Source organism: Cyclobacterium lianum (assembly GCF_900143075.1).
GTDB classification, from domain to species: Bacteria; Bacteroidota; Bacteroidia; order Cytophagales; family Cyclobacteriaceae; genus Cyclobacterium; species Cyclobacterium lianum.
This window is the reverse complement of sequence record NZ_FRCY01000014.1, coordinates 35,902-48,681: the sequence shown is the minus strand read 5'-3', so window position 1 is coordinate 48,681 and position 12,780 is coordinate 35,902. Positions and strand designations below refer to the sequence as shown.

Genomic DNA, 12,780 nt, shown 5'->3' with positions numbered 1-12,780 from the left:
AAAGTCATTTAATGCCCTGATGGTACTTAGCATTTTCGCTCTGCATGGAGGATAACTTTGTGAGACAATTATAGTCAGCATCATTATCTTTTAAAATTTGCTTATGCCATCTGTTCATCATTTTCATATTCCGGTAATGGGCCTGGGTTTTACCGTAGATTCGCCGATCAAAGTTGCCCGGTTTGGTATTTCCTCAGTGGTCTCGATCATGGATGACCAGTTGCTGGAAGACATGAGGCGCCGCTACAGCCGCGAGCTTACCATCCCGTACATCCCCATCCATGAAGGTGAAGACGATAGTCGGGCAAAGCGCATTGAAGCCTATCTTAATTTGTTGCATTTTCTCATTCAACGGCAGATGAGGACACTCAATGGGCAGGATTTTGGCCTGGATAAAGAAATCAATAAATATTTTGACCTGCTCCCTGCAACGCATCCTGCTGCCAGGCTGTATCTGAAGATGAAGAATGCTCCCGGATTTGAAAAGCTTGATCTTCAGGAAAAGCTCAGAACCTTTCTGGTGCCGGGACGGACCGATGTAAATATCATGACCAAGGTGGATAAGATCAACTACGCCAAGACAGGGGAAGCCCTGGGAAGAACCTTTTCAGATGCGCTTTCTGCGCTGAGAGGATTTGCCAAAAGCAAGCTTGAGGGCGGGGTGGTATTTTCCGCCGGAATGAATCCCGCGCTCTATAGTTATATGGAGGAGTTTGATGCTTTTTTTCCCGACAGCAATGGGCACATCAGAAAACCCGTAATATTGAAGGTCTCTGATTTTCGTTCCGCATTGATTCAAGGGAAGTTTTTGGCCAAAAAGGGCATTTGGGTATCTGAGTTCCGCGTTGAGTCCGGCCTGAATTGCGGTGGACATGCCTTTGCCACAGATGGACTGCTGGCAGGACCGATACTCGATACTTTTAAGGAAAACAGGAAGGAACTATCGGAGGAACTTTTTCTCATCTGCCAGGAGGCCCTCGAAAGAAAGGGTACACATTTGTTACCCCAGGGCATTCATCCCAGGGTTACCTATCAGGGAGGTATCGGGAATGCTTGCGAAAACAGCTTCCTGATGGATTATTATCAACTGGATGGAACCGGATGGGGGAGTCCCTTCCTAATGGTTCCTGAAGCCAGCAGTGTGGATGAAGACACACTTCAAAGGCTTTTGAAAGCAAAAAAATCTGATTTTTACCTGAGTCACGCTTCGCCGCTGGGTATACCCTTCAATAACCTCAGGAATAGCAGTGCGGAAGAACAGCGAAAAGCACGCATCGAAAAAGGGCGTCCTGGCAGTCCATGCTACAAAAAGTTTCTTTCATCCAATAAGGATTTCACTGAAAAGCCCATTTGCACAGCCTCGAGACAATACCAGGATCTAAAAGTCAAGCAACATTCCGCAGGGGAAATCAGCGATGAAGAGATCAATGCGGTACTCGAAAAAGATTGCCTTTGTGAGGGATTGAGTGCGCCTGCTATATTGAGTGGAGGCGAAGTGCCGAGAAGAAACCTGAAGGCAGTGACCATTTGTCCCGGGCCAAACCTGGCGTATTTTAAGGGGACCTTCAGCTTGAAGGAAATGGTGGACCATATCTATGGAAAGGCCAGTCTTAGTCTGGATGCCGAAAGGCCACACCTGTTTATCAAAGAATTGCAATTGTACATGCAATATCTAAAAACAGAGGTAAGTAAGTCATTTGCCGGAAACAACAGCAAACATGAGGCATACCTGGATAAATTCCGGAAAAATCTCTCAGAAGGAATCCAATATTACCAGGAATTGGTCAAAGTTTTTGCTGTAGACGCGTCTTCCAATATGGAAAAATTTAAATTCCAATTGGAAAACCTGAAAACCGAGCTGGGAGAGCTGACTCCGGGCCTGGTACCATAAGAAACCGTTTTTCCTAAACACCTGTATATAGTATGCACAGGAAGCATTGAGAAGGTAAAGTAGCTTGTAAATGAAAAGCATAAAATTGATCCATCCGGCCTGGCTGCTGCCAGTGATCCTGGGCTGCCTGATCATGGGAATCGTGGGAGGTTGGATTCGACTGGGGTATCTGGCATTCCCAATACCTGAAGCGGCTGCGCACCATGGATTACTGATGGTGGGCGGGTTTCTGGGTGCATTGATTTCTCTGGAAAGGGCCATGGTGATGAAGCACAGGGCCTGGCTGCTAGTACCTCTATTGGCTGTTTTATCCCTGCCTTTATTGCTTGGAGGCTGGCCCATGGCCGGATCCGCTTTGTTGCTTGCCGCCAGCACCTGTCTGGTTGTTCTCATGTATATCCAGACATTGCGCCTATCAGAAATCCACACCTACATCATCGCTTTGGGCGCTGCGGCTTGGATGTTGGGTAATTTCGCATGGATATACAGTGGCTTTGTACCGATGGCCACAGGATGGTGGATGGCCTTCCTGCTATTCACCATTTTGGGAGAAAGGGTGGAACTGAACAGGTTTTTGCCTACCCCTGAATGGGCGAAAGGGATCTTTATTGCCGGAATGGTATTATTTGGTCTGGGATTGTTGCTTCCTTTTCATCAATGGGGGAACAGTACGCTGGGTTTTGCGTCTGTATTGCTGGCTTTTTGGCTGCTGCGCTTCGATATGGCCAGAAAGGCTGCAGGAAAACCAGGACAATTTCGTTATACTGGTATTGGATTGCTGACCGGCTACTTATGGCTGGCGTTACACGGCTTGATCCTGGCTTGGATGGAAAACCATCCCTATTATTACGACCTGTACCTGCACACCTTCTTTCTTGGTTTTACCTTTTCCATGATATGGGCACACGCCCCGATCATTATCCCGGCTGTGTTTAAAGTCCATGCCAATATTTTTCACCCTGTCCTGTGGCTGGGTTGGTCCCTGTTTCAGCTTAGCCTGGCAGGAAGAATGATTGCAGCCTGGCAGGAAGATACCTATTGGAGAAAATTATTTGGTATTTTAAACGGATGGACAATCCTTCTGATGTTTATGATGATGGCTACTGTGTTGCTAGTAAGGGTAACCGGAGGCAAGTCCGGCAAAGCAGCAGCTCTTCCTGGTACTTCCAAAACGGTGGCAGGATGAAGACCCTGTTTCGGCAAACGGCAGCTAATAAAAGATAAAATAGTATTTTATTTTAATCAAATTCTGATTACCTTTGAACGCAAATCAGGAATAGTGAAAAGATCGACTGGCGTATGGGCAAACCTCTAAAAAGACATCCGGCATTGGTACCCCTGTCAAAGGACCACCATTTTGGGCTGTTGTTGGTATGGAAAATAAGAATGGGGTTGAAGCGCAACACAGAGACCAGACGGATACTCAGATACCTGGAATATTTTTATCAGCATCATCTGGAACCTCACTTTCAGTTGGAGGAGCAATATGTGTTCTCCTTTCTGGCCAAAAACGATCTGATGCGCAAGGAAGTGGAAAAACAACATGCCGATTTAAGGTTGCTTGTGGGTAAATTGCTGGCGCAGGAGGATGATGCAAGGGAGCTATTGGAGGAGTTTGCGGGGGTGCTGGAAGCTCATATTCGTTTTGAAGAGCGGAAACTTTTCCAACACATGCAACTGGAGCTTACGGAGGATGAACTTCTGGAAATGAAGGACCGGGTAGACCAAATACATGAGGGTACAGATGAAAATTGGCAGGATCAATTTTGGGTAAAATAAAAAGAATATATGTTTTCAAAAGCGTGTGAATATGGTATCAGGGCGGTAATTTATATATGGTCGCAAAGCAAAAAGGGTAATAAACTAGGCGTTAAAGATATCTGCAAGGAAATAGATGCCCCGGAATATTTTACCGCCAAGATCCTGCAGTCCCTGGCCAGGCAAAATATTGTCAGCTCTACCAAGGGTCCCAATGGGGGCTTTTACATTGACATTGCACAGGAAAACCTGCGCCTGATGGATCTGGTGAGAGCGATCGACGGAGATAAGCTCTTTACCGGTTGTGGCCTGGGCTTAAAACAATGTTCTGCTAGCAATCCCTGCCCCATCCACCATGAATACAAGGCCATTAGAGAAGGTCTGGCTGAATTGCTCAAAACCAAAACACTACGCGAACTCGCGGACGAGGTATTGAGCGGCAAGGCCAGCCTGCATTCCATTGTTTCATAACCATCCATTCATCAATTAAACGGATCAGTTGTGCAGAAAAAGGAAAAAATAGAAGGAATAGATCAGGTCCGAATCCTCGTGGATACATTTTATGGAAAAGTAAAATCGGATCCACTGCTGGCACCCATTTTCGAGGAGCGTATCAAGGGAGAATGGGACAAGCACCTGGATAAGATGTATCGGTTTTGGCAGACCATTTTGCTGGAGGAACATACCTACTATGGTAGCCCTTTTACACCGCATGCCAGCTTGCCGGTAAATGAGGAGCATTTCGAACGCTGGCTCGAGCTTTTTAAGGCAACAATCCGGGAACAGTTTGACGGAGAAAAAGCCAAAGAGGCAATCTGGCGGGCAGAAAAAATGGCCTTGATGTTTCAGGCCAAATTAAATTACTACAGGAAAAATGAAATATACCCCTTGAAATAGACAGGCGTCATGTACCGCTTATTTCCACAATTTTTGAAATGATTTCATCATTTTCCATTCCTAACCCTTCCTTTTGATATTGCAAAACGCCCTTCTGATCAAATACACTGATAATATTGGAATGCGAGAAGTCTATGGGATCTATCCTTTTGTATTTTACAGCCAGCACGTTGGCAAATTCTCGTACTCCCGCAGTTGTTCCTTGTAAAAAGAGCCATTGGTCTCCTTCCATCTGATTGGCGTTGGCAAATTGTTTTAACCTTTCCGGCGTATCGTTTAGTGGATCAATACTGACCAAAATATACCGCGGCTGCCGTGCACCGGCCAAAGCGGATTTTTCTTCGATCTGCCGCATATCCGCCACCAGTCTGGGGCAGGCGGTTTTACAAGCAGTATAGATCATCACCACTACCAGTGGCTGACCTTTCAGGTCTGAAAAGGCGATCTGTTCGCCTTCATGGGTTTTCCAATCTGAGGGCAGGTGATAAATAGACATTGCGTGCAGTTCCTCCTGATCTTCAATTGACCTCTCTTCGGAAGCACTGTTGTTGCTGCAGGCAGACAGCAACGCAGCCAGCCAGCAGATAAGCATTAAATTTTTCATGGCTTTCAATGTTTTTTATTTTTCAATTGCTATTTGACCCTGTTCGGCATGCATGTCTCTGGCGCATCTGAAACCCAGTGTTGCCAGATTACTTCGGGCTTTAAGGCTGGACCGCATGGCGTAACGCATAAAGGCAGCGTAATTCATCAGGTCATTGGCACCAAGTGCCCCACTTGCACAAAATAGGCCGCGGTCCGTATTGCCGTAATTGCGGGATTCGCCGGTAAGGATAATGGCATTAAAATCCAGCGTCCATTCCCAAACCATGCCGTGCAAATCGTATATTCCCCATACGTTACTACTCTGAGTCCCTACCTTCATGAGGTAGGTTTTGGGCTTTTCATAGCTATGGAGGATGGCGAGGTTAAACAAGCTGTCCCTGCGGGCATCTTTCTGGTTTTCGCTGGCCATGGCTGCAAACTCCCATTCATCTACGGTAGGCAGGCGCTTGCCCTGGCATTCGCAGTAGGCTTGCGCCGCAAACCAGGACACATGATTTACCGGGCTTTGCGCGAGGGATTCAGGAAAGCTGAAATCTGCGTCCCAGAAATCCAGGTACCGTTCGTCCGCAAAGATCCTTTTTACCTCGGATTTACGCCATTCCGGATTTTTCTTTACGAAGTCAAGATAGGCCGCGTGGCTGACCGGGAAGGCATCCAGGAAAAAATCAGCCACCTGAACCTGCTCTTTCGAGGTACCGTAAAGCGGAGTATATACTCCGCCTGTTACAGGTACCATTTCCTGATGCTGCCCATGTATGGACAGAGGTAGTATCAGGGCCAATATCAAGATGACGGCTTTCATTTTCTTCGGTTTTTAACCATTTCAGGACTTACGAGATTGCCGTTATTATTCCAGCTATTGTAGACATAGGTCAGAACGTTGGCTACCTCTTCATTGCTTAGCTGTTGTGCGGGCATGATACTATTGTATTTCTTGCCATTTACCTCGATCTCACCGGAGAGTCCGTATAGCAGGGCGTCTATACTTCGGTTGACGTCTGCATTCAGGTAATCAGACTGGGCAAGTGGGGGAAAGGCGTTGGGGACCCCTTCTCCATTGGATTGGTGACAGGCAAAGCAAGCCTGCATGTACAACTTCTTGCCTGCTTCGATCCTGTCTGCTTTGCTCAGGTCTGTTGGCGCTTCAATTTCCAACTCTGATTTTGGCATATTCTGGATCACGCTTCCTTCGGGCAGGTAGATGCCTTCCATGATCTCTCCCGCAAAGACCTGGGGATTTTCTTCGCCGCTCACTGCGAGCACCCCTAATGCACCCTTATTGAAAGCCCGGAATATAGAGTGGTCTACGAGTACCAGGTTGGAAGGGACATCTGCTACAAATTCCAGTATCGCAGCACCTCCTGCCGGTACAAGAGTGGTTTGCACATTGGCATTGATCTGGCTGCCACCTTCTACATATACCTTGTCAAAAATCTCCCCAATGACGTGGAAGGAGGATGCGAGGTTAGGTCCGCCATTGCCAAAAAATATCCGGATGCTCTCGCCGGTATTGGCCGCCAATGCATTTTCTCCATTAAGCCCATTTACGCTTCCGTTGAAAACCACATAATCAGGGTTCTCATCGATTGCTTTTTGCATGTTGAAAGGCTGCAGGCCTGGCTGACCAAACTTGCCATCGGTATAGAAATCACCCTGCATGACATAAAACTCTTTGTCTACAGGCGGTAAACCGCCCTCCGGTTCCACCAGGATGAGACCATACATACCGTTGGCTATGTGCATCCCTACAGGTGCGGTGGCACAGTGGTAAACATACAATCCGGGGTTGATCACTTTGAAAGAAAAGGTTTTTTCCTGCCCCGGGGCCACAAATGAAGCCTCTGCGCCGCCACCCTGTCCGGTGACCGCATGCAGGTCGATGTTATGTGGCAATTTATTGTCCGGGTGGTTTTTGATTTTAAACTCTACCAAATCTCCTACCCGGGTTCTAACAAAGGATCCAGGCACGGTTCCGCCGAATGTCCAATACAGGTAGCTTACCCCGTCGGCCATTTCCGCTTCCTTTTCGATGATTTCCATTTCCATGTAAAGTTTTTTTGCGGGTCGGTTGCCAACAGGAGGAGGTACCAGAGGAGGGCTTGTCAATACGGCTTGTTCCTCGCCGAATATTTTTATGTTGGCATATTTATCCGCACTTGAGGAAAAATAGTTTTGGTGTTCCAGTTTGCCTCCGTTACAGGAAAGTAAGATGCTGCCCATTAAAAGGATAAAAAGATATTTTAATCCGTTTTTTGAATAAATTTTTATTTCCGTTTCCATGTGTATAGGTTTTTTTGAACAAGAGGCCATATTTTGGCACCCTTTTTTCGTTTGATACTGATGTAAAAGTAGAACTGAAAAAATATCCGTAAGCCAACGTTTATTAGCCCGGAAGATGATTTTTGTCATTAAAACGCACCATCTTTTTCCGGAAAATTAAATTTCTATGAATTATTGTTTCATTCATTTTGACCCATTAGAAATTCGGGCTTTATTTAAAGGAATTTACAAATCCGAAACCATGATCCATTCAAGATTTCTTATCTCCGGGCTTTTGCCTGTTCTTATGTCCGTCTCAGCTCCATTAGCCTGGGGGCAATCGGGGGCTTCACTGCTTTTCCGGGAGGATTTTAAAGAGATTCCTGCCGCTACGCCCGTAACCGAGGATCATCTGGTAAATGAGGAGCTGGAGTTACACCTGTATGGAGATGCAAAAAATCAATTAAAAAAGAGCAACCATCCGGAGATTCCAAATGATCCTTTTTACCTTTGGTCTGGTACCTGTGAGGGCACTTGGGCCATGGCACTTTCCTGGAAAAAAGGGGGGATTGATCTGCGCAATGGAGGAAAGATACGCTTTAGAAGTCGCCAGTCAGGATTTCATCGGCTCCGGATGATATTGGAGTTGGATGCAGGGAACTGGGTCATCAGTGAGGATGAGGTGGGCGAAACCCCCGACTGGGTCGTTTCTGAGTTTGAAATCGGTGAAATGACCTGGCGAGAATTGAATATAGGCCGTATTGTTGAAGGGAAACCTGTAGCTAACCCAGATTTTTCGAAGGTATCAAAAATCGGTTTTACCGACCTCATGGCAGGTGGAGGTACACCGGCGAGTTCCCGGCTGGATTGGGTAGCGGTGTACAAGGGAGACTAAAAATTTCAGACAAGGATCTTTCTGCGCTCCTTCTGGTTCCACCGCTTAAAGGCCATAGTGGCCAGAAGAGAAATAAGCAGCAATACTCCTACTACCACATAGACCCATTTTGGGACCGGGACAGGATCGCCTGCAGCATAGGAATGTAAACCAGAGAGGTAGTAGTTTACTCCGAAAGAGGTCATGACAATGCTGCCAAAAGCCCACAGGCTCGCCAGGTGATAGACCAACGCATTTTTTGCAGCCGGCACCAGGCGCAGGTGAAGGACAAAGGCATATACCAGTACTGAAATCAGTGCCCAGGTTTCCTTGGGATCCCAGGCCCAGTAGCGTCCCCAGCTTTCATTGGCCCAAACTCCACCCAAAAACGTTCCGACGGCCAGCAAAAACAAGCCAGATGTCAGGGCAAGCTCGCTGACAATGGTCAATTCCACCATGCTTTTCCACCACCTTTCGTTAGGATGTAAGGGTTTAAAAATCATTAAAATAAGCGCCAAAAGAGCCATGATGGCAGCCAGGGCCAGCGGGGCATAGCTGCTGACAATTATGGCTACATGTATCTTGAGCCAGTATGAATGCAACACCGGCATCAGGTTGGTGATTTCGGGATTGAGCCAGTCCAGGAAAGCTACAAATAATAACGTTCCCGAAAATAGTAATCCCAGCGGTATGGTAAATTTTGATTTGCCGGAAAAAATCAGGCTAAAGAGAAGAATTCCCCAGGCCACGAACACCAGCATCTCAAAGCCATCCGTCCAGGGAGGGTGCCGGGCAATGTACCATCTTAGTGTCAGGTGGAAAGTAAACAATATCCAGCCCGCCCAGGCGAAGATTTGGCCGACCTTCCAGAGCGAGGGCATTTTGGGGTGCTGCCAAAACAATTGCGTGATGCCCAGTATCAACATCAGGATTCCGAGTATCCAGAAGGCGCCGAAGAGATGGGTGCCCAGGTTTAACCGGTTATAGAACAATTCTGCCTGAATGATACGGGAAGATGGATATACTTCCTTACCGGCTTCTTTCTGGTACAGTGCCATGTAATCCAACGCCTCGTCGGCTTCCTGCCAGTCGCCGGTTTGCAGGCCTTTTTGTAAACCTGACAAATAAAGCCGTCCTATATTCTCTACAAACCGCGCATCTTCGGCGGTAAACCCCTGCTCAAATTCACTGCTCGTAAACCAGGTTTGGTTTTCGTCCAGCTTGTTGGGGTACAGCCGGAGGAAATCCCCCGTCAGCAACCCATAGAAAATATTGAAACGCTCGTCGGTTTTGAGCAGTTCCTTGTCTGATTCGTTTCTCTCAGCCGGTTTCAGGCGGTTTGCCTTTTCTACCATCTCCTGAAGCAGGTAAGCACCATCGGTGCCAATGAAATCTCTGAAGCTCACTTTTTCCTTTGCCGGAATACCCAATACTTCAAACATCTGTCTGGAGGATTTTGGATCGGTTTTGATTACCGGCAGTGTACTCACCAGCTCCGGATCAAGTTGTACGGCCAGCAAAAACTGTTCAGGACTGATTTTTAAGTCGTTTCGCCGCCCTGCCATTTCGAAATAGCTCCGGCCGGTCAACTTTCTGGTAATTTCACGGGCCAGGGTGTTCAGGGGTTTCATCCGGCCGTCAATATCCTGCACAATTAGTTTTCCGTAAGCGGCGGCTTTTTCAAGGGGTACCAGAGCTGGTTCCAGCGGCTGACTTTGCCTGGCATGAACGGGTTGTGAAAAAGCCACAATTAGTAGCACAAGGGAGAGCCGGCGGTTTTTCAGGCTGGAAAGCTTTTTGTTGAGCAAGCGGAACCTACTCCCGGGTGCAAAAAGGGTAAGGAACATGCCAAGGGCAAGCAACCCATAGCCCAGGTAGGTGATAATTGTGCCCGGGCGGTCTTGGTTTACCGACAGTATCGTTCCCCTTTCGTCTGCATCATAGGAGGATTGGTAAAACCGGTAACCCTTATAATCCAATACATTGTTCATGTAAATCCGGTAGGGAAATTCCTGTCCTTCGTCCATGACCATTACCTCGGATGCATAGCTGGAGGGACTTTGGCTACCCGGATACCGGTCAAGTTCGAAGGCATTCAGGTAGAGCCGGAAGGGCAGGTCGATCGCTTTGGGTCCATAGGTCAACTGGTAATCTACACCCTGAGTGCTGAACGGAATCCAGGTGGGCTCCATGCTGACCAGCTTGATAAAGCCCGACTCAATAGGCTCCCTATTCTGATCGTATACGCTGAAGGCAATATAGTCGGGCAGGTTTTTGGCCAGGTCGGGGTTGGATTCTGGTACATAATTCAGACTGACTTTCTCCTCAATTCCTTTGATCATGAATGCGCCACCTTCCCATTGGTACAAGCTGCGCATCTGTAAAGGGGCTTTCTCCCCGGCATGCAGCACCCCCATCTGCTGGCTGCTCATTTCCAGGACCTGAAGGTGTACACTGGTTTGGATGTACCATCCGTCCTGATTTTTTCGGATGCATATGGAGCTTTCACATTTTTCTTTGCTTGATAGGATGATTTCGCCCAAAAGAATTTCGGTTCCTTTTTTAAGTTTAATATCTTTTCTACCCTCACCCACCGCCACAGCCATATCGATGTAGGTATCTTCTCCTTCCTCAAAAGTCTCCCTCGCTCCAGCTATATACCGATCCAGACCCACATACAATTCCGGTCCTGATGGAAATCTAACGGCGAAGGTTTCGGGATCGAAATTCTGCGCAATGTATTGGAGGGGTTTCTCAAAGGTCTTTCCGCTTTTTAGCTGTCTTACCTGAAGGTAATGTGAACTGGTATACAAGGTGCCGGATTCCTCTCCTTCCCGAATGTGCATGGTTCCTTCCAGCGCAAAATACCTGGTGACCCCTGCACCGATAATGATGAGAACAAATGCCAGGTGAAAAAGACCCACCGGCCAGCGCGATCGATGAAAAAGGCGGTACTTTTTGATATGATTGACAAAACACACGGCCAGCCAAAGCATCAGCAATTCAAACCACCAGGCCTCGTATACCAGGCCGCGGGCTACTTTGGTGCCATGATCGTTTTCGATAAAGGTGGCCAGCCCCATGGATCCTGCGAAAATCACCAGCAACAGCAAGGTTGTTTTAGTTGAAAAAAGAAGAGAAAAATATTTCATAGGCTCAAAACAGTATACCTATAAACTTATTCGGCATGGTAGGACGGACGATCAACATCAGATAGGCCCAGTTTTGAAGGTTTTTGAGTTGTCCGTTGGCGTGGATATGCTCCATGGTATCACTGTGGAAAAATTGACTGTACCCACCCTGCAGCGATATGGCCTGATTGAAGACCAAACCAAAGGAAAGGTCTATCTCGGTACCCAATCGTTTATCCATCAATTCTCCGGAAACGAAATTCGTATACACATCCGCCTGGCTGGAAAAAAAATGTGCGTCGGTCTGGATAAAAAAGGAGGGGTTGAAGTCGTGCCGACCTTTCAGGTAAATATCTGTTAAGCCTACGTTGTTTTCATGGGTTCCTCCTACATAAAATAGATCCATGTATCCATTATAAAGGTGATTGGTACCGTATAAGGGGGAAAAGGATTTGTTTTCCGATAAATCGTTGGTCGGAGTGCCACTGAGAATTTCTATTCCCGCAGCAAATTTCAATTTTTTACCCTGACTTTTCAGCGGGATTTGCTGGCTGGCCTGCACATTGATATCGTACCCACTACTCTTTCGCCCCATTGGGTCTTTCCCGAATTGTTGGTAATAGAATCCGGTCAATAGCGTCTGGCCAAACTGGTATTTCACCGTGGGCAAGCCGATGGTTTGCCTGTGGTAAACTTCATCCTGTATGATAGTTCCGGTATTGTCTCTTTCAATGTACTGTCTTCCATCATTCCAGAAAAGCATGGAAAGCTGCAGCTTTTCCCATTTGTTCTCATAGCGAAACAGTTGCGCATATTTGTATTGATTGGTAGTTTCGAACAGGTTTCCCGAAAGGTGCATGGCATCCTGATTATACCCGGCGCCAAAATGAATTTTTCTGTTCCCCTGTTCCTGCTTGATGAGCGCAAAATCGTGTGCCCTGGCCTGCAGTGCCCAATCCAGGTTGCCCAGAAACCTGAAATTGTCATAATTGAGTTCTTGTCTACCCAGCTTAATTTTCCAGCTGTCACCGATGGGTAATTCAGCATAGGCTTCGTGTACCGAAAGAAAAGTATCGGTAAGTTTCACTTGTGGGGTGTTGCCCCAAACCCTGATATCCTGTATACTCATGTAGAAGTTGACCGGTTCAGACTGGTAACTGGCCTGAAGCCTGGCGCGTTGTGCAATGAAGCCTGCCGGGGACTGGTTTTCCGGGATCAATTTGCTAAAACCATTTCTGAATTCAGCCCGCTGTATCAATTGCCCATCCAATTTGAATTGACCGAACACCGATTGGGAAAACAACAAAGAGCTGATTGCTGATAAAAAAAGTAAGGGTTTGTTCATGGGCTATAGGATTTTGATT

The 12,780-nt window shown here is 47.1% G+C and carries 11 protein-coding genes; 6 read left to right on the top strand and 5 right to left on the bottom strand.

Annotated features, from left to right (window positions below):
- Nucleotides 1-103: 103 nt before the first annotated feature.
- The 5 genes from BUB19_RS18485 (at nucleotide 104) to BUB19_RS18465 (ending at nucleotide 4,546) form a co-directional block, all read left to right on the top strand.
- Nucleotides 104-1,891 (top strand): hypothetical protein, encoded by a 1,788-nt coding sequence (locus BUB19_RS18485; RefSeq protein ID WP_073096584.1) that lies wholly within the window; start codon nucleotides 104-106, stop codon nucleotides 1,889-1,891.
- 70 nt (nucleotides 1,892-1,961) lie between these two features.
- Complete coding sequence (locus BUB19_RS18480) at nucleotides 1,962-3,077, top strand: hypothetical protein (RefSeq protein ID WP_073096581.1); 1,116 nt, start codon at nucleotides 1,962-1,964, stop codon at nucleotides 3,075-3,077.
- Between the two features lie 113 nt (nucleotides 3,078-3,190).
- Nucleotides 3,191-3,670, top strand: coding sequence for a hemerythrin domain-containing protein (locus BUB19_RS18475; protein WP_073096578.1), 480 nt, complete (start codon nucleotides 3,191-3,193; stop codon nucleotides 3,668-3,670).
- 9 nt (nucleotides 3,671-3,679) lie between these two features.
- Nucleotides 3,680-4,120: an RrF2 family transcriptional regulator gene (locus BUB19_RS18470; RefSeq protein ID WP_073096575.1), complete on the top strand. Its 441-nt coding sequence runs from the start codon at nucleotides 3,680-3,682 to the stop codon at nucleotides 4,118-4,120.
- Between the two features lie 30 nt (nucleotides 4,121-4,150).
- Nucleotides 4,151-4,546, top strand: coding sequence for a group III truncated hemoglobin (locus tag BUB19_RS18465; protein ID WP_073096573.1), 396 nt, complete (start codon nucleotides 4,151-4,153; stop codon nucleotides 4,544-4,546).
- 7 nt (nucleotides 4,547-4,553) lie between these two features.
- Here the strand turns inward: BUB19_RS18465 and BUB19_RS18460 are convergent, their stop codons facing one another.
- From BUB19_RS18460 to nirK, 3 genes are read right to left on the bottom strand one after another with little or no spacing between them, the layout of a single operon-like run.
- Entirely contained in the window at nucleotides 4,554-5,150 is a 597-nt protein-coding gene (locus BUB19_RS18460; protein ID WP_073096570.1) for an SCO family protein, read from the bottom strand.
- A gap of 15 nt (nucleotides 5,151-5,165) precedes the next feature.
- Entirely contained in the window at nucleotides 5,166-5,954 is a 789-nt protein-coding gene (locus tag BUB19_RS18455) for a formylglycine-generating enzyme family protein (RefSeq protein WP_073096568.1), read from the bottom strand.
- The gene (gene nirK / locus BUB19_RS18450; protein WP_073096789.1) at nucleotides 5,951-7,432 is read right to left on the bottom strand and encodes a copper-containing nitrite reductase; all 1,482 of its coding nucleotides are present in this window, start codon (nucleotides 7,430-7,432) and stop codon (nucleotides 5,951-5,953) included. Before nirK ends, BUB19_RS18455 begins: the two co-directional genes overlap by 4 nt.
- Before the next feature lie 241 nt (nucleotides 7,433-7,673).
- On the opposite strand from nirK, the gene BUB19_RS18445 reads away from it, so the two are divergent.
- Entirely contained in the window at nucleotides 7,674-8,306 is a 633-nt protein-coding gene (locus BUB19_RS18445) for a hypothetical protein (protein ID WP_143156095.1), read from the top strand.
- Between the two features lie 5 nt (nucleotides 8,307-8,311).
- Here BUB19_RS18445 and ccsA read toward each other — a convergent pair whose 3' ends face one another.
- Together ccsA and BUB19_RS18435 are read right to left on the bottom strand one after the other, a co-directional pair.
- A complete protein-coding gene (gene ccsA, locus BUB19_RS18440; protein WP_073096563.1) occupies nucleotides 8,312-11,437 on the bottom strand; it encodes a cytochrome c biogenesis protein CcsA in 3,126 nt (1,041 codons plus the stop codon).
- 4 nt (nucleotides 11,438-11,441) lie between these two features.
- Entirely contained in the window at nucleotides 11,442-12,761 is a 1,320-nt protein-coding gene (locus BUB19_RS18435; protein ID WP_073096561.1) for a hypothetical protein, read from the bottom strand.
- Nucleotides 12,762-12,780 lie beyond the last annotated feature (19 nt).

Excerpts from the sequence above, each read along its gene's own strand:
- BUB19_RS18460 (WP_073096570.1), bottom strand. The coding sequence starts at position 5,150 with ATGAAAAATTTAATGCTTATCTGCTGGCTGGCTGCGTTGCTGTCTGCC.
- BUB19_RS18435 (WP_073096561.1), bottom strand. The coding sequence starts at position 12,761 with ATGAACAAACCCTTACTTTTTTTATCAGCAATCAGCTCTTTGTTGTTT.
- BUB19_RS18470 (WP_073096575.1), top strand. The coding sequence starts at position 3,680 with ATGTTTTCAAAAGCGTGTGAATATGGTATCAGGGCGGTAATTTATATA.
- BUB19_RS18445 (WP_143156095.1), top strand. The coding sequence starts at position 7,674 with ATGATCCATTCAAGATTTCTTATCTCCGGGCTTTTGCCTGTTCTTATG.
- BUB19_RS18475 (WP_073096578.1), top strand. The coding sequence starts at position 3,191 with ATGGGCAAACCTCTAAAAAGACATCCGGCATTGGTACCCCTGTCAAAG.
- BUB19_RS18480 (WP_073096581.1), top strand. The coding sequence starts at position 1,962 with ATGAAAAGCATAAAATTGATCCATCCGGCCTGGCTGCTGCCAGTGATC.
- nirK (WP_073096789.1), bottom strand. The coding sequence starts at position 7,432 with ATGGAAACGGAAATAAAAATTTATTCAAAAAACGGATTAAAATATCTT.
- BUB19_RS18485 (WP_073096584.1), top strand. The coding sequence starts at position 104 with ATGCCATCTGTTCATCATTTTCATATTCCGGTAATGGGCCTGGGTTTT.
- BUB19_RS18455 (WP_073096568.1), bottom strand. The coding sequence starts at position 5,954 with ATGAAAGCCGTCATCTTGATATTGGCCCTGATACTACCTCTGTCCATA.
- ccsA (WP_073096563.1), bottom strand. The coding sequence starts at position 11,437 with ATGAAATATTTTTCTCTTCTTTTTTCAACTAAAACAACCTTGCTGTTG.